We start from the raw sequence: 15242 nt of genomic DNA on the forward strand, positions 1-15242 counted from the left end.
CTCTTTCCTTTTTGTATAATGCTATCGTTTTTCCCTACAAAGTTATAAACAATGAATTCATTTATTAACGGCATGGACACACAAAACGTTCAAAAAGTTGCTGTCGGGGTTTTATCGTTGGCCGTCTTCGCAATTCTTTGGGAATTGCTGGCGATTTATATCAATAATTCATTTTATCTGCCCCGCTTTTCAAGTGTCGTCATGGCATTCTTGAGTGTCATTCAAAGCTCTGTTTTTTTAAATGACGCAGCGATCAGTTTGTATCATTTCGGCATTGGTTTTCTCTTTGCATTGATTGTCGGCGTTCCGATCGGCATGCTGATGGGCTGGTATCCGGTTTTGGATAAAGCGCTCAATCCGATTGTTGAAATTTTCAGACCGATCCCGCCGCTGGCATGGATTCCTTTTGCAATTATCTGGCTGAAACTGACGCATCAGGCCGCAGGATTCATTATTTTTATGGGAATGGTTTTCCCGATTATCATTAACACTTATTCCGGTTTCAAAAACGTCCCGAAAATCTATGTCGAAGCGGCAAAGGTTTTAGGCAGCGTTTCCGACCTCAAGCTGATTAAAAACGTTGCCATTCCCGCAGCGTCTCCCATGATTCTTTCCGGTATCAAGACCGCCATGGGCGTCGGCTGGATGTGTTTGGCTGCTTCGGAAATGTTCGGCGTCAGCGACACAGGCATCGGTTATAAAATCTGGTTCTATTACGGGATTCAAATGATGGATTATGTTGTCGTTTATATGCTCATCTTAGGATTTATCGGATTATTGCTTGACTTCCTGTTCCGGTATTTCATCCAAAACCGCGTCTTAAAATGGCAAAAAGGAACGGTGGTTTGAATGGGCGATTTAGTCATTGAAAATTTATACAAAAAATTCAAAAAAGGCGACACCGAGTTTTTGGCGCTCGAAGACATCAATTTGTCTGTCAAAGACGGAGAATTCGTCACCATCCTCGGCCCGTCCGGCTGCGGCAAAACCACGCTTCTGCGCATTATCGCAGGCCTTGAAACTTATTCCGGCGGAACCGTCTCCTTAGACGGCGAAGTCATTGCCGGCCCCGGCCCGAAGCGCGGCATGGTTTTTCAGGAATATTCTCTTTTCCCCTGGAAAACCGTTCTCGGAAACGTTATGTTCGGTCCGCAGATGCAGGGCTTTTCCAAAAAAGAAGCCGAAGAGAAAGCACTGAACTATTTGAAATTGGTCGGTTTGTCCGAATTCAAAAACAGTTACCCTTACGAACTTTCAGGCGGCATGAAGCAGCGCGTCGCAATCGCCCGCGCATTGGCGAACGAGCCTGAAATCATTTTAATGGACGAGCCGTTCGGCGCGCTGGATGCGCAGACCCGCAACAATCTTCAAAACGAGCTTCTCCGCATTTGGGAAGAAGAAAAGAAAACAATCATTTTTGTCACGCACAGTGTTGACGAAGCCGTTTTCTTATCCGACCGGATTGTTATTTTATCCAAACGCCCGGGAAGAATCAAAAAGACGATTGACATTACCATTCCGCGGCCGAGAGACAGAACGCGCCCGGAAGAAAATGCCATCCGCAATGAAGTCCTCCGGCTTTTGGACACAAACGCGAATTGCGAAATAGATTAAAAAAGAAAACAGCCCGGCTGTTTTTCTTATTTTTTATTTTTTTGTTTTGTTTTTTGTTTTGTTTTTTATTTTGTTTTGGTTTTACTTCGTTTTTTATTTTGTTTTGGTTTTACTTCGTTTTTTATTTTGTTTTGGTTTTATTTTGTTTTTTACTTTGATAATCGTTCTACTCTTTGTGTTTTTAAAACACGGGTCTATTTTTATTTTTTCAAAAAAAGGTGGCAATCGCGCGCGAGCATCTGCCGGAACAAAGCGGCATGTCTGCTTTCGCGTCTCAATTTTTAAATAAAAGAAAAATGGTGAAAATGAAATGAAAAATTCATTTTCAATTATGTTGTAAGCGGCCAGGTGCCGTAGAAATAAGAAACAACTAAAATAGAGAGGCCGATCACAATACCTGCGATTAAAACATAAATCGGTTTAAATGTGATTGCTTTTTTGTCCGCGTCAAAATATCTCATCAATCCCGCGGAAGACTGAAGACCGTTTCCTTTTTGCTTCACCATAAAAAGATCTTTCCTCTAAATTTTTAAATTACGTCTAATATCAAAGAATACATCATAGAGCGTCTGTTCTTATATAAACATTTATCTTTCATTCTTTATTTTTGCGTCACTTCTTTGTCAGCAGATATTGTTTGACTGCCGCCCAATCCGGAAACTCGGCCGAGCCGAACCGAATCAGTTCGCCTTCAAAATCGCCCGCGCCGTTTTTCTCGCGGTCGTCAATCAGAAAGTCGCCTTTGTTCAAATCTTTGCGGTGCGTTAAAATCAGGCGCTTGTATGCGCAGTCCCCGAGATTTTCTTTCACCCAAATCAATTTGTCGGACCACGCCGAATTGTTTCCCCAAGGCGCGGTTGAAAGAATGTAAATTTCGAAATGAAGCGAAAGTTCCCGAAAACTTTCAACGGCATCTTTAATCGGCGGCATTGTTTTAAAAATGCCGGGAATTTCATCAAAAGTTGCCGCTTTGTTTTCCTCAGGCTTTGCGCAGCATCTCTGATACGTTTCTTCATCCGTTTCATCAATGACGCGCTGAAAATCAGCCAATACGCCGTCCATGTCAACGTAAAGTATTTTCTTTGCCGATTCTCTTTTTTCAGTCATTTTAATTCCTGCCGTTCGTTTTCATCATCTGCTTACTTCATCTGCTGTTGCTTTCATCTGCTGCTGTTTTCATCTGCTGCTGTTTTCATCTGCTGCTGTTTTCATCTGCTGCTGTTTTCATCTGCTGCTTTCATCCTCTGTTCCCGTTCGGCTTTGCCGTCATCCGAGGATGATTTCATCCAGCAAAATCGGCGGGTAGAATACACCGTTTTCCGTAATGATTGCCGACACATTTTCCATCGGTGTTTTGTCAAACGCTAAATTCAGAATCGGAACGCCGGCGGGAACATTCAGGTCTTTGCAGGAGCCGATGTAGCGGATTTCATCTTCGGAGCGCCTTTCGATTTGAACATTCTCTTCCCAGCTTTCGGGGTCAAGCGTTGAGACGGGGGCGGCCACATAAAACGGGATGTTGTGCTCTTTTGCCAAAACGGAATGCGTGTACGTTCCGATTTTATTGTAAACGAATTCCTGCGTGATTCTGTCGGCGCCGACGATGACTTTGTTGATCACGCCTTCGCTCATCAGAAATCCGGCCGTCGAATCGGTGATGACTTGGACCGGAATTTTGTCTTCATGCAGTTCCCAGGCGGTGATGCGGCTGCCCTGATTGAGCGGGCGCGTCTCGCAGGCAATGACTGTGATTTTCTTTCCGTCGGCAACGGCCGATCGGATGACGCCCAGAGCCGTTCCCCAGTCCACACAGGCTGTCCGGCCTGCGTTGCAGTGCGTCAGAACGACATCGCCGTCACGGAGCAATTTTGCCCCGTATTTGCCGATTTTTTTGTTGACGGCAACATCTTCATCGGCCATATTTTTGGCTTCTTCTAAGGCGATATTTCGAATCAATTGAGGGTCTAAACCTTCTTCTTCGGCGACCTGAAGAACGCGGTCTACGCCCCATCCCAGATTGATTGCCGTCGGACGTGTTTTTTTGATCGCCTCTCCGGCCGTTTTCATATCTTTGATCATGCCTTCGACCGTATTTGCGCTGCTCAGCTGTGCAGACAAAGCAACGCCGAAAGCGCCGCAGACACCGAGTGCCGGCGCGCCGCGGATTCTTAAGCTTTGGATGGCTTCGCAGACTTCGGCAATGTTTCTGCAGTTGATGAATTTGAGTTCGCCCGGTAAAAGCGTCTGATCAATCATTTTTATGGATGAATCGGAATCATCCCACTCAATTGTTCTCATAATTTCGCCTGAATTATTTTGTAAATCTATAAATTTGAATTTTTAAATTTCATTTGCCGTTCTCTCAAATTGTCGTCCGTTTCTCTCAAGTTGTCGTCCGTTTCTTTCAAGCTGCCGGCTGTTTATCTCAAACCGTCGGCCGTTATTGTAAAGTAGCACATATCGCCTTCGGGTTTTGAGCGGTGTTTGATGATTTTTGCGCTTCTCTCTCCCGTTCCCACGCGGTCCAATTTCAAAATCGTTTTTGAAATGTGTTCGATGCCGCGTCCGCCGATGGGTTTGACATTTCCGCTGTTTTCGACGTCGCTGAAAATCTGATTTGTAATTAAGACGGATATGCCTGTTTTTCGCGCGATGCTCTGTAAAAATCCGATTTGATTGGAAAGTTCGCGCCGCCCTTGGATGCCGGCGTCGTCATCGTCCAGCTCGTAGCGGTAAAAAGAAGTCGCGGAATCCACGACAATCAAGCCGATATTTTCGTTTGAAATTTTTTCGACTTCGCAGATGGCGGTGTACTGTTCGTCGAAACTCATCGGCTCGTAAATCAGAATATTTTGAGCGATTTCTTTGGAATTTTCGCCCGCAATCTGCGTAAAACGGTCAAAAGACAATCCTTCGGTATCGATGTAAATCACTTTTTTGCCGGCTTTGGAACATTCGACCGCCGCTTGCAGACACAAATTCGTTTTACCCGAGCCCGGCTCGCCGTACACTTGCGTGACGATGCCGCCTTCAATGCCGCCGCCGAGCAATTCGTCAATCGGCGGACATCCCGTTGTCAGGTAATTTCCGATATTTGCACCTCTTTTGATTGTTTGTTTGAAAAATTTCGAGTTTGTGTCAAAATCGCTTCATTGCTTTTAAGATGATGAAGAAAGGATGCAAAGCTTTTAAAGTATTTTGTTTTGTCGCGCCTGTTCCGGTCTTTGCCTTTCACGCCACCCTTTATTATGCGTCTGTTTTTATTTATTTTTTGGACGACAAGAATCATATAAGAAGAAACCGTCACGTTGATTCATGGCAAATCCGATTCTTTCAGCAGTATTTTCGTTTTTCATTCCCGGTCTCGGGCAGTTTTACAGCGGCAGTTTTTTCAGAGGCATTCTTGTCTTCGTCGGCGCGATTGTGGCTTCAGCCGTCGGCGTTGTTGTTCCGATTATCGGCGCTTTGATTGTTCTTGTCTACTGGCTCTGGAACATTTATGACGCTTATTCTTTGGCAAAACAGACTTGAATCATTTTAAAGAATTATTTTAAAATTTTATTCAACTTTTTTTTCGATTCATTTTTGTTTTTGATTCATTTTTATTTTTGATTCTTTTCCTCTTTCAAAAAATCAGAAACATATTTAAATTATAATGATTAATTATTATGTATGGCAAGTCAGGCCCTTGTTGTTGCCCTGTCTGCGGTCATACCGGGATCGGGACAACTTTGTTCGGGACATTTCTTGCGCGGTCTGCTCATATTTGCTGTTCTCAGCATTTTGGTAGCTTTTGGTTGGATTTTGTATATTCCCTTTATTACGCCGCTGTTCTTTTCACTGTCGGCGTTTTTGTTCTGGCTGTGGAATATTTATGACGCTTATCAATTGAATGCTGAAGCCGGTTTGAAAAACAAGACACGTTCAAGACCTGTTTCCTTTAAGGTGAATTAATTTCGTGTTTTCACCGTTGTCATTGTTTTCAAAGCGATCCGATTGACGGAATCGCTTTATTTTTATTTTTTTGCTTCTGTCTTTTTTGCTTCTGTCTCTTTTGTTTTTGTTCTATCCGTTTTTGGTTCTTGTTTTTATTTTGCTTTTTTGCTTTACTTCTTTTCGTTCAGCTGCGCGCCGATATATTTGTCCAGCAAATCAATGAATTCAACCGCGCGCTCCGGGGGAACTGTTCCGCCGGCCGCAATGTCGTGGCCGCCGCCTGCGCCGCCGACCATTTCTGTGACTTCGCTCATGGCTTTGGACAAATTCAAACCGCGGCGGATTAAATCCTGCGTGCCGCGTGATGAAATTTTAATGCCGTCTTCGGAGTCGGCCATGCCGATGATCGGTTTTTTGCGGTCAACGCCGTCAATGGAGGTTGCCATCCCGGCAATAATGCCGACAATTGTTTCTTTGATTTCTTCGCCCGAATAGAAATACTGGATGCTTTCAAGCTGGATCATGCCGTTTTCTTTGACAAAATTCAAACCGTTGACCAAATTTTTCCGGTGCTCGGAAAGCAGCGTTCTTGCTTCGCTGAGTGCTTCATCGCGGTCGCCCATACAGACGCGGACACCGATTTCCGCTTTATCATAGCGGCCGGTTGCATTCAGAAGCGTTGAGAATTCGGATGCGTCTCTCATTTCAGATCCTTCTTTTTCCGAGAGCAGCGTGTAGCATTCGCGGATCAGCTCTTCGACGCGGTGCGCCGGAAATCCGCGGTCCTGACAGAATTTCATCAGCGCAGAAATGACGCCCACGCGTTCTTCCTGCGAAAGTTCGATCCATAATTTTGCGCCTTCCCGCTGGTCATAGCCGACGCCTGCGTTTTGCAAAAAGCGAATGCAAGCTTCTTCATCGCCTGTCAGTCCCGGCAAATACGGCTCGGATGAATATTGAAGCATTTTATAAATCGGACGCGTTTGTTTGCCGAAAAGAGACAAGTCCGGCGCGTTCTTTAAAACGCCGGCGGCAACGCCTTGTTCCAAAATTTCTTTGTTCAGGCCGACAAGTTTTCCGTATTTGCGGTTCTGCATATCGCCAATCGCGCCGACGATTGCAAGGCCCGCCAAATCTTTGTTGTCGCCGAGCGCGTTTGCCAAAATGTAGGAAACGCCCGACCCGCTGATTTCAAAACCGCCGTTTGCGCCGAACAAATGCGGATTCATATGATACGGAAACGCGGTTGAATCCGCCGCGATGTTTTCGGGGCGGCCGTTGGGCTGGTGGTGGTCGGCAATGATTGCTTTCATGCCGTTGTCAACCATGAAATCCGTCATGGCGCTGCCGAGGTCGGTAAAAATGAGAAGTTCATGATTCTCTTCCAAAAGGCGCGCCATAATTTTTTCGTCCAGTTTTTTGACGAATTCCGCCGTATAATCAATACCGGCGCGCTCAAAAGAGAGGCACATAATGGCGCCCGCCGTAATGCCGTCCGCGTCGATGTGCGAAACCAAATGAACGGAATCGGCTGTTCTTAATTCTGCGGCGCATAATTCCGCCCGTTCGCTTAATTTTTGAAATGTATCTGCTGCCATTTTTTCACTCGTTATTAATTTCTCAAGATATGTCTTTGACAAATGATTTTCTGCTTTAAAAAGATGATTAAATTTCACAAATCCGATGCAACTTTGTTGAAATTGTTTTTATGGTTTTACTTACGAATCTTAGTAAAATATATTAAATAGAGGTTTAATGTCTCTTCATTAAAAATTTTAAACAGGTGATTTTTATGAAATACCAATCCATTCTTTTTGTATTGTTGATGCTTTTCTGTTCACTTTCGCTTTCGGACGCACTTTCTATTCCCGATCCACGTTTTCACGGAGTCATCGAATCCGAAGACGATCTTAAAAAAATCGGTACAGAATGGCCGTTAGACGGCGTGTATTCTTTGCAATCCGATATTGTCATCAGCGATTCGACATGGCGTTGCATCGGTTATTCCAATTCGCCGTTCACAGGAGAATTTGAAGGCAACGGCTACGTTATTATTTTCACGAAAGATGTTTTGTTTGAACAGCCGTTCGGCCCGACGATTGATGCCGGCAGCCAAGGTTACGGCTTTTTCGGAAACATTCGCGGCGACGCTGATATTCGAAATTTAACGATTGTTTATAACGGCGACATTCTCAATCAAAATGATTCAAATGTCAGCGCTTTTGTCGGAATCGCAAGCAGTGGGACAAATACGTTTCACTACAAAATTACCGGTCTTGTTGAAAATGCGGTTCCGGAAATTGTCAATTGCTCCGTTATGGGAAACGAATTCGCCGTTTTCGGAAACAGCAACGTCGGTGGCTTTGCGGGATTGATTCGAAATTGTGATATCTCGGACAGTTCTTCCGATATGTCCGCGACGGCAAAAAATGAAAACGCGGGCGGTTTGATCGGTTATATTTATCAAGGAAATATTACGAATTGTTCGGCAACAGGCTTGTCATATTCTCCTGTTGATGAAAATTTATTCATCGGCGGATTCAATGAAAATTACGGGTCAAATGTTGTTGATTGTTCATATGATCCTGTTCCCGAATATCCCGATACGCCGCCTGCCATCGACTATAAATATCCTTATCTTAAATTTGTTCTATGGGGCGGCATAGCTGCTGTTTTAATTATTGCAGCAGCTGTTTGTTATCGGTTTTTCCAAAAAAAGAATAACTAAGAAGTGAAATCGAAATCAAAAAAAGCAAAAACAAAAAAATAAAACAAAAAAATAAAATAAATAAAAAGGGCGATTTTAATCGCCCGGTTCGTATTTTTTAATAAACTGAAAATGAAATAAGGATTCGGTGATTCAAAACTTAATCTTTAACGGGAATTCCTCTCTTGCGGAATTCTTCTTTGACGTCGCCGACGGTGTATTTGTTGAAGTGGAAAATGCTGGCCGCCAAAACAGCGCCTGCATCGCCTTCCGTGACGCCTTCGACCATGTGTTCCAGTGTTCCGACGCCGCCGGATGCAATCACGGGGATGGAAACTGCTTCGGCAACGGCGCGTGTGATCGGAAGGTCATATCCGTCACGGGTTCCGTCGCGGTCTTTGCTGGTCAAAAGGATTTCGTATGCGCCGAGTGCTTCGACTTGCTTGGCCCACTCGACCGTGTCCATTCCGGTGCCCTCGTTGCCGCCCATGATGACGACTTCGTACCAGAACTTTTGGCCGTTTTCTTCAAAAACGTTCACGCCTTCAACGCTGATGTCGGGGTTTCTTTTGCAGTCGATTGCAATGACGATTTTGTCCGCGCCGAATTCTTCGATTGCTTTTGCAATGAATTCGGGATTTTTCACGCCGGCGGTGTTGATTGAAACTTTCGTTGCGCCCGCGTCCAAATTCTTTTGCGCGATTTCAAGCGTTGAAATGCCGCCGCCGATTGTAAACGGAATTGAAATGGCTTCGGCTGCTCTTTTAATCACATCCAGAATGGTTTCCCTTCCTTGAACAGATGCCGTGATGTCTAAAAAGACAATTTCATCAGCGCCTTGCGCTTCGTATTTTTTTGCAAATTCGACCGGATCTCCGGCATCAACGAGCTCTTCAAACTCAATGCCTTTGACAACTCTACCACCGTTCTCATCAAGAAGAAGGTCAAGACAGGGGATAATCCGCTTTTCTCTCATCATAATTTAAACTGATTTGAAGTAGAATATAAACCTTTTTAGTGGAAAATATCACGCTAAATCATGATATTACTGCCAAACATAATCATTCTAATTCTTCATTACGTTTTTGAAAAACAAGATATGAATGAAGTCATGACAATTAAAAATGAATAATTCTGATGAATTAATATGAATCTCACTCATAATTTGTCATTTGATTTGAAAAATTTTGTTTTTAATTTTTAAAATCGGGTTTCGTTTTTCGTTTTTTGAAGAAACCGGTTTCCGGTTTTGTTCAATTCGTAAAATTGATGCCTTTCGCGCGTGAAAAGCGCTCCCGGCCGGGCAGGACTGCCAATCTGCAACTGTATTGACGAAAGCCTGAAGGTAATCTGTGCCCACGCTCGCGCAGCGAGCGGATGTGATGAAAATGAGATGATGCATACGGATAGAGTCTCCCTCATTGCCGGCAGATGCTGACACACAAACAAACGCCGACGCACACCCAACGCTGATGCACACCCAAACGCTGACGCACACCCAAACGCTGGCGCACACCCAAATGCAGATGCGTATATACAAATTCAGGCGGATTTTTGTTTTAATTGAGAATCATTTGGTTCATCTCCAATCCTCATTTTGCTCGCTTCGCTCACAAAACTCGGATTGGAGGGGCGGTTCTTGAAAATTTAATTCATTTTTCCAATCGAAACATCGGTTTATTTAAAGTTAAAGAAAAACGAACCCCGTCTTTGAATCATATATTTTTATGGAAGGCGGGGTTCGGGTTTGAAAAATTGTGAAAAAACGATGTTTCATTTTTGAAAAAGAAAAACAAAACGAAAAACAAAACGAAAAACAAAGGGAATGAAAAGGATTGAAAAGTAAAAGAAAAGTAAAATGAAAAAATATGAATGAAGAAAAACGAATAAAAAATACACAAATCAAAAAAAATAAACTGAAATTAAAGCACGCCTTTCGTGCTTTTAATTTCCTGTCCTTCAATCACGGTTGCTCTTTTCATGGCGTATGCAAACGCTTTAAAAAGCGCTTCGGTTTTGTGGTGATCGTTGTCGCCTTCGACTTTCATGTTCATGTTAATGCCGGCGGCGGAAGCGAATGATTCAAAGAAGTGTTTCGTCATCTGTGTGCTGTAGGTGCCGACGACGGGGGAAAAGAAGTCCGCGTTCATCACCAAAAAGCTGCGGCCGCTGATGTCAACGGCAACTTCCGCGAGCGCTTCATCCATCGGGATGCGCGCCTCGCCGAAACGGGCGATGCCGCGCTTGTCTCCGAGCGCCTCTGCCATTGCCTGTCCGAGAACAATTCCGGTGTCTTCGACCAAGTGGTGGCCGTCCACATGCAAATCTCCGACAGCGCTGACGTCCAAGTCATAGCCCGAGTGGCGCGCAAAAGCGTCCAGCATGTGGTCGAAAAAGCCGATGCCCGTATCAATGGCGGACTTGCCGCTGCCGTCTAAATTGATCTCAATGGTGATGTCCGTTTCTTTTGTTTTTCGGGAAACGGAAGCTTTTCTGGATTGTGACATCGTTCTTTCCTCTTTTATAAACGTATCAAAAAATAAACGTACAGACAATGAATTGCCGTTTCTATTATTTATTTTTAATTTGCTTATTTACTTTTAATATGTTTTTAATTCGTTTTGGATTTGTTTTAGATTTGTTTTTAAATTTATTTGGCTTCGTTTTTTAATTTGTTTTGAATTTGCTTTAATTTATTTTGAATGAATTTCGGCCTTCATTCTTTTTCCAAAACGGCGATTGCTTCTTCTAATGTGAATTTGTCCGTGTAAAGCGCGCTTCCGACAACGGCGCCGTATGCGCCGGCGTCCCGAAGTTTCAATAAATCATCGGTCGAAGTGACGCCGCCGGAAGCAATGACCGGAATGCTGACGGAGTCAATCAAATCTTTTGTCGGCTTGATGTCAACGCCTTTGAGCAGTCCTTCGGTATCGATGTTTGTAAACAGAATGTAGCCGGCGCCTAAATTTTCAAATTGTTTGCCGACGTCCGTCGGACCTTTTTCGGAAAGTTTTGTCCAGCCTTCGACAGCGACTTTTCCGTTCTTGGCATCTAAGCCGACGACGACAGCCGATTTCCCGAAACTTTCTGAGATTTCTTTGATGATTTGAGGATTCTGCATGGCAACCGTGCTGAGAATCACGCGGTCGGCGCCGGCTGAGAGCAGTGTTTCGGCATCTTCAAATGAACGGATGCCGCCGCCGATTTGAATCTCAATGCCGAGCGGTTTTGCGCGTCTGACAATCTCTTCAATGATTTGGCCGTTCTTTCTTTTACCTTCAAAAGCGCCGTCCAGGTCAATGAGGTGAAGCGTTTTTGCACCGCGCGCCACCCAGTTTAAAGCAGCTGCCGCCGGATCATCCAGCGACACCATTTCGCTGCCGGGAACGCCCTGAACAAGCTGAACACATTTGCCGCCTTTCATATCAACGGCGGGAATAATTTGAAATGACATGTTTTCCGCTCACATTTATGTTATTCATGTATGTTATTCATGATGTTATTATGTATGTTATTCATGTTTACGGAATCAATCTCTCGACCGGCAGAACCAGAATGTCTCTTGCGCCGAGAATCTTGAGTTTTCGGACAACGGAGAAAATCGAATCGGCATCGACAACGGCGTGGACGGCGAACATTTTTTCGTCTTCTTTGGTGCTTTGCACTTCCATCACGGTCGGACCGTTCATGCCGGGGAGAATCTTCTACACATCATGCAGCGCTTCTGCGGGCAGATTCATCATGATATATCTCTTGGTTTTTGCCAAAAGAACGCTTTCCAATGCGGTTTCCACGTCTCTGATCTTTTCCTGTGTCGCCAAACTCTTTTTGTTGGCGATTAAAAACACCTTTGAATCGAAAACAACATCAATCGCTCTTAATTTGTTGATCATCATCGTTGTTCCGGAACTTGTGATGTCAACAATAGCTTCGGCAACGCCGATGTGCGGCGTCATTTCGCAGGCGCCGCTGACTTGAATGACTTCAACGTCTTCGATTTTGTTGAACTCAAAGAATTGTCTCGTAATTTCGGGAAACTCTGTCGCAACGCGTTTTCCGCTGAGATCTTCGGGTTTTTGGATTTCGGACGATTCGGGAACCGCCAAAACAAGCCGGGAACTGCCGTATTTGAGGTCGATCAAACATTCAACGTCGGCGCCTCTTTCGGTCACCAAATCCAAACCGGTGATGCCGATGTCTGCCGTTCCTTCCGCGACATAAAGTGGAATGTCGGCGGCGCGGGCAAAAATAAACGTGATGTCCGGGTCGTTTGTCTTTGAAATCAGCTGACGGCTTTCATTGCCGCCGCCGAAAATCGGAAGTCCGGCGTCCTTAAAGAGCGCCATCGTCGGTTCGTGGAGACGGCCTTTATTCGGAATTGCAATTCGAATCATTTTTTTTCCTTGTAAAATGAATTGATAATTTTTTAAATAATAAACTTGATAATGAATTTACGAATGTTATGAATTTTACGAATTTAATTGATTTAACATTCTGTTTTATCTTATTTAAGTCAATATAGCCGTATTGAACACATTGTGTTTATAAAAACTTTGTTTGACGGTCTTTCTTTTCCTTTTCTTTCTTCCTTTCTCTTCTCCTCTACTTTTTTTCTTTCCCCTTTTCCTTTCTTTTCTTTCTTTTTTCGGAGTCCAAAACCGAAACATCGTTTTCATAAATTTTTCAAATCCGAACCCCCTCTTTCATAAAAATAAAAAGTTCAAAAACGGGGTTCGTTTTTCTTTAACTTTTTAAAAAACGATGTTTCGTTTTTAACAATAAAATGAAAAATACAAAAACCGCTGTTCAAATCCAATAAATTTCATGAACCGCCCCTCCAATCCGAGTTTTGTGAGCGCAGCGAGCAAAATGAGGATTGGAGATGAACCAAATGATTCTCAATTAAAACAAAAATCCGCCTGAATTTGCATATACGCATCTGCATTTATTTGTGTGTCAGCGTTGAGTGTGTGTCAACGTTTGTTTGTGTGTCAGCATCTGCCGCAATGAGGGAGGCTCTGTCCACATGCATCATCTCATTTTCATCACATCCGCTCGCTACGCGAGCGTGGGCACAGATTACCTCCGGGTTTCTGTTTGCACAGATTACCTCCGGGTTTCTGTTTGGCGTTGCTGCCTCACCATATTTCGTAAATACAGTTGCCGACTTGCCGGCCTGCTTACCAATCTGTTTGCTGCCGCCGTCCGCTTCTGTCCGCCACCCGTTCTGCCCGCTGCTCCTCGCGCGCAAGCTGCCGAATTTTTAAAATCTTCCGAAATCACACTGCTATTTTTGTTTAAATTTCTGAAATCTCACTGCTATTTTTGCTTAAATTTCCGGGAAAATCCGGTCTGATTTTTGTCAAATTTGTTTGTTTTCTTTTCAAATTATTTTGATAAAAAAGGGGAGATTATTACCGAAATTCATGACGCCTTATTACTCTCAGTAATATCGTGGTGTAACAATTATATACTATCGCTTCATTTGTTTAAATCCTGATTTTACTGTTATTCGAAAAATCATTCTTGTTCTGAGGGATTGGCGCGAAAGCGGACCCTCTCTAAAAACGGCAGGGCTTTATTATTTTATTATTAATCAATAATTTACACAATAATTTACACAAAAAAGGAATCGTTTACATGAGTCAAAGAAATATTTGCGTTGAGCAATATCTGGAAACACCGATTGAAAAACAGCAAATCGAGCTGGTTGAGCGTAAAGGAATCGGCCATCCCGACAGTATTGCCGACGGCTTGGCAGAAGCTGTCAGCCGCGCGCTCTGTAAAGAATATATCGATAAGTGCGGCGTTATTTTGCATCACAACACCGATGAAACACAAATCGCTGCCGGCCACTCCATTCCCAAGTTCGGCGGCGGCCAAGTGGTTCATCCGATTTACATTTTACTCGTCGGGCGCGCAACCAAACAATTCGGCGACATCGATATCGCCGCCGACACCATCAGTTTAAAAACCGCCCGCAATTACCTGAAAAACACAATTCCGAATCTGGACTTGGAATCCGATGTCGTTTTGGACTGCAAGCTCGGCCGCGGCTCTTCCGATCTTTCCGATGTTTTCGGCCGCGACGGCTATGTTCCGATGGCAAACGATACATCATTCGGTGTCGGTCACGCACCCTTTTCAGAACTTGAAAACATCGTCTACAACACCGAACGCTCTTTAATCGAAGACCTGAAGAAGAAAAAAGGACTCAACGCCATCGGCGAAGACATCAAAGTCATGGGTCTCCGAAACGGCGAAGACATCACACTGACAATCTGCTGCGGCATGGTTGACAAATATGTCGATGACATCGGCGCCTACGTCAGCTACAAAGAACAGCTGGAAGACTATGTCAAAGACTTGGCGCCCAAATACACCAACCGCACTGTCAACGTTCACATCAACACGGCCGATGATATTGAAAACGAATCCGTTTTCTTAACCGTCACCGGAACATCCGCCGAAATGGGCGACGACGGCTCCGTCGGCCGCGGCAACCGTTCAAACGGTCTCATCACACCGAACCGCCCGATGAGCATGGAAGCGACAAGCGGCAAAAACCCGATCAACCACATCGGAAAAATCTACAACCTCATGTCAACGCAAATCGCCAGACAAATCGCCTCGGAACTTGACGGCATCGACGACGTTTACGTCAAACTCCTGTCCCAAATCGGCCACCCGATTGACGAACCCCTCGTCGCCAGCGTTCAGATCAGCGTCAAAGACGGCGTTAAATTCGATTCCATGAGAAAAGAAGCCGAAGGAATCGTTGACGAATGGCTTTCCAGCACAAAGAAAATTACGGACATGGTGTCCAAAGGGGAATTAGATACTTTCTGATTCTCTTGTTTTCATTTTTATTGCTTTTCTGATTCTTTCTTTTGTTTTTAATTTTATCTGCAAAAGTGTTAACTTCTTCAAAATCTTACTTTTTTAATGTGTTTTTGAAATTTGCACTATTCGCGCGCGGGAGACG

At 44.2% G+C, this 15242-nt stretch carries 18 protein-coding genes and 1 pseudogene; 8 read left to right on the forward strand and 11 right to left on the reverse strand.

Translation table 11 applies throughout. The annotated features are described in order from the left end of the window. Positions 1–51: 51 nt before the first annotated feature. The gene (locus tag MmiAt1_RS03555; RefSeq protein ID WP_318785523.1) at positions 52–849 is read left to right on the forward strand and encodes an ABC transporter permease; all 798 of its coding nucleotides are present in this window, start codon (positions 52–54) and stop codon (positions 847–849) included. After that, the gene (locus MmiAt1_RS03560; protein ID WP_318785524.1) at positions 850–1614 is read left to right on the forward strand and encodes an ABC transporter ATP-binding protein; all 765 of its coding nucleotides are present in this window, start codon (positions 850–852) and stop codon (positions 1612–1614) included. A 329-nt stretch (positions 1615–1943) separates the two neighbouring features. On the opposite strand, the gene MmiAt1_RS03565 is transcribed toward MmiAt1_RS03560, so the two are convergent. The 5 genes from MmiAt1_RS03565 to MmiAt1_RS03585 form a co-directional block, all read right to left on the reverse strand. Beyond that, positions 1944–2120, reverse strand: a complete 177-nt coding sequence (locus tag MmiAt1_RS03565; RefSeq protein ID WP_318785525.1) for a preprotein translocase subunit Sec61beta — start codon at positions 2118–2120, stop codon at positions 1944–1946. Between the two features lie 106 nt (positions 2121–2226). Beyond that, complete coding sequence (locus MmiAt1_RS03570; protein WP_318785526.1) at positions 2227–2721, reverse strand: 5' nucleotidase, NT5C type; 495 nt, start codon at positions 2719–2721, stop codon at positions 2227–2229. 159 nt (positions 2722–2880) lie between these two features. Continuing rightward, complete coding sequence (locus MmiAt1_RS03575; RefSeq protein WP_318785527.1) at positions 2881–3912, reverse strand: S-methyl-5-thioribose-1-phosphate isomerase; 1032 nt, start codon at positions 3910–3912, stop codon at positions 2881–2883. A 122-nt stretch (positions 3913–4034) separates the two neighbouring features. Further along, the gene (gene radB / locus MmiAt1_RS03580; RefSeq protein WP_420891283.1) at positions 4035–4724 is read right to left on the reverse strand and encodes a DNA repair and recombination protein RadB; all 690 of its coding nucleotides are present in this window, start codon (positions 4722–4724) and stop codon (positions 4035–4037) included. After that, entirely contained in the window at positions 4691–4903 is a 213-nt protein-coding gene (locus tag MmiAt1_RS03585; protein ID WP_318785529.1) for a hypothetical protein, read from the reverse strand. Before MmiAt1_RS03585 ends, radB begins: the two co-directional genes overlap by 34 nt. A 26-nt stretch (positions 4904–4929) precedes the next feature. Between MmiAt1_RS03585 and MmiAt1_RS03590 the strand changes: the two genes are divergently transcribed. Beyond that, on the forward strand, positions 4930–5145 hold the full coding sequence (locus MmiAt1_RS03590) for a hypothetical protein (RefSeq protein ID WP_318785530.1): 216 nt from the start codon (positions 4930–4932) through the stop codon (positions 5143–5145). A 141-nt stretch (positions 5146–5286) separates the two neighbouring features. Further along, entirely contained in the window at positions 5287–5568 is a 282-nt protein-coding gene (locus tag MmiAt1_RS03595; protein WP_318785531.1) for a hypothetical protein, read from the forward strand. A gap of 152 nt (positions 5569–5720) precedes the next feature. Here the strand turns inward: MmiAt1_RS03595 and MmiAt1_RS03600 are convergent, their stop codons facing one another. After that, on the reverse strand, positions 5721–7148 hold the full coding sequence (locus MmiAt1_RS03600) for a RecJ family nuclease (protein WP_318785532.1): 1428 nt from the start codon (positions 7146–7148) through the stop codon (positions 5721–5723). A gap of 194 nt (positions 7149–7342) precedes the next feature. Here MmiAt1_RS03600 and MmiAt1_RS03605 point away from each other — a divergent pair, with 194 nt between their 5' ends. After that, positions 7343–8278 (forward strand): GLUG motif-containing protein, encoded by a 936-nt coding sequence (locus MmiAt1_RS03605; protein ID WP_318785533.1) that lies wholly within the window; start codon positions 7343–7345, stop codon positions 8276–8278. A 139-nt stretch (positions 8279–8417) separates the two neighbouring features. Here the strand turns inward: MmiAt1_RS03605 and hisF are convergent, their stop codons facing one another. Together hisF and MmiAt1_RS03615 are read right to left on the reverse strand one after the other, a co-directional pair. Next, the gene (gene hisF, locus MmiAt1_RS03610; RefSeq protein ID WP_318785581.1) at positions 8418–9233 is read right to left on the reverse strand and encodes an imidazole glycerol phosphate synthase subunit HisF; all 816 of its coding nucleotides are present in this window, start codon (positions 9231–9233) and stop codon (positions 8418–8420) included. 192 nt (positions 9234–9425) lie between these two features. Then, positions 9426–9659, reverse strand: a complete 234-nt coding sequence (locus MmiAt1_RS03615) for a hypothetical protein (protein WP_318785534.1) — start codon at positions 9657–9659, stop codon at positions 9426–9428. A gap of 19 nt (positions 9660–9678) precedes the next feature. Between MmiAt1_RS03615 and MmiAt1_RS03620 the strand changes: the two genes are divergently transcribed. Beyond that, the gene (locus MmiAt1_RS03620; protein WP_318785535.1) at positions 9679–9900 is read left to right on the forward strand and encodes a hypothetical protein; all 222 of its coding nucleotides are present in this window, start codon (positions 9679–9681) and stop codon (positions 9898–9900) included. Between the two features lie 279 nt (positions 9901–10179). On the opposite strand, the gene hisB is transcribed toward MmiAt1_RS03620, so the two are convergent. From hisB to hisG, 3 genes and pseudogenes are all read right to left on the reverse strand, one after another. Next, complete coding sequence (gene hisB, locus MmiAt1_RS03625; protein WP_318785536.1) at positions 10180–10764, reverse strand: imidazoleglycerol-phosphate dehydratase HisB; 585 nt, start codon at positions 10762–10764, stop codon at positions 10180–10182. Between the two features lie 209 nt (positions 10765–10973). After that, the gene (gene hisA, locus MmiAt1_RS03630; RefSeq protein ID WP_318785537.1) at positions 10974–11711 is read right to left on the reverse strand and encodes a 1-(5-phosphoribosyl)-5-[(5-phosphoribosylamino)methylideneamino]imidazole-4-carboxamide isomerase; all 738 of its coding nucleotides are present in this window, start codon (positions 11709–11711) and stop codon (positions 10974–10976) included. Between the two features lie 67 nt (positions 11712–11778). After that, positions 11779–12651, reverse strand: a pseudogene (gene hisG, locus MmiAt1_RS03635) (ATP phosphoribosyltransferase). Positions 12652–13283: 632 nt separating this feature from the next. On the opposite strand from hisG, the gene MmiAt1_RS03640 reads away from it, so the two are divergent. Next, positions 13284–13613, forward strand: coding sequence for a hypothetical protein (locus tag MmiAt1_RS03640; protein WP_318785538.1), 330 nt, complete (start codon positions 13284–13286; stop codon positions 13611–13613). Positions 13614–13897: 284 nt separating this feature from the next. Next, a complete protein-coding gene (locus MmiAt1_RS03645) occupies positions 13898–15106 on the forward strand; it encodes a methionine adenosyltransferase (RefSeq protein ID WP_318785539.1) in 1209 nt (402 codons plus the stop codon). Positions 15107–15242 lie beyond the last annotated feature (136 nt).

The organism is Methanimicrococcus hacksteinii (assembly GCF_032714515.1).
Classification (GTDB): Archaea; Halobacteriota; Methanosarcinia; order Methanosarcinales; family Methanosarcinaceae; genus Methanimicrococcus; species Methanimicrococcus hacksteinii.

What these genes read in the sequence shown, in the direction of transcription:
- MmiAt1_RS03555 (WP_318785523.1), top strand. Translation starts at nt 52, where the DNA reads ATGAATTCATTTATTAACGGCATGGACACACAAAACGTTCAAAAAGTT.
- MmiAt1_RS03560 (WP_318785524.1), top strand. Translation starts at nt 850, where the DNA reads ATGGGCGATTTAGTCATTGAAAATTTATACAAAAAATTCAAAAAAGGC.
- MmiAt1_RS03565 (WP_318785525.1), bottom strand. Translation starts at nt 2,120, where the DNA reads ATGGTGAAGCAAAAAGGAAACGGTCTTCAGTCTTCCGCGGGATTGATG.
- MmiAt1_RS03570 (WP_318785526.1), bottom strand. Translation starts at nt 2,721, where the DNA reads ATGACTGAAAAAAGAGAATCGGCAAAGAAAATACTTTACGTTGACATG.
- MmiAt1_RS03575 (WP_318785527.1), bottom strand. Translation starts at nt 3,912, where the DNA reads ATGAGAACAATTGAGTGGGATGATTCCGATTCATCCATAAAAATGATT.
- MmiAt1_RS03585 (WP_318785529.1), bottom strand. Translation starts at nt 4,903, where the DNA reads ATGATTCTTGTCGTCCAAAAAATAAATAAAAACAGACGCATAATAAAG.
- MmiAt1_RS03590 (WP_318785530.1), top strand. Translation starts at nt 4,930, where the DNA reads ATGGCAAATCCGATTCTTTCAGCAGTATTTTCGTTTTTCATTCCCGGT.
- MmiAt1_RS03595 (WP_318785531.1), top strand. Translation starts at nt 5,287, where the DNA reads ATGGCAAGTCAGGCCCTTGTTGTTGCCCTGTCTGCGGTCATACCGGGA.
- MmiAt1_RS03600 (WP_318785532.1), bottom strand. Translation starts at nt 7,148, where the DNA reads ATGGCAGCAGATACATTTCAAAAATTAAGCGAACGGGCGGAATTATGC.
- MmiAt1_RS03605 (WP_318785533.1), top strand. Translation starts at nt 7,343, where the DNA reads ATGAAATACCAATCCATTCTTTTTGTATTGTTGATGCTTTTCTGTTCA.
- hisF (WP_318785581.1), bottom strand. Translation starts at nt 9,233, where the DNA reads ATGAGAGAAAAGCGGATTATCCCCTGTCTTGACCTTCTTCTTGATGAG.
- MmiAt1_RS03615 (WP_318785534.1), bottom strand. Translation starts at nt 9,659, where the DNA reads ATGCATCATCTCATTTTCATCACATCCGCTCGCTGCGCGAGCGTGGGC.
- hisB (WP_318785536.1), bottom strand. Translation starts at nt 10,764, where the DNA reads ATGTCACAATCCAGAAAAGCTTCCGTTTCCCGAAAAACAAAAGAAACG.
- hisA (WP_318785537.1), bottom strand. Translation starts at nt 11,711, where the DNA reads ATGTCATTTCAAATTATTCCCGCCGTTGATATGAAAGGCGGCAAATGT.
- MmiAt1_RS03640 (WP_318785538.1), top strand. Translation starts at nt 13,284, where the DNA reads ATGCATCATCTCATTTTCATCACATCCGCTCGCTACGCGAGCGTGGGC.
- MmiAt1_RS03645 (WP_318785539.1), top strand. Translation starts at nt 13,898, where the DNA reads ATGAGTCAAAGAAATATTTGCGTTGAGCAATATCTGGAAACACCGATT.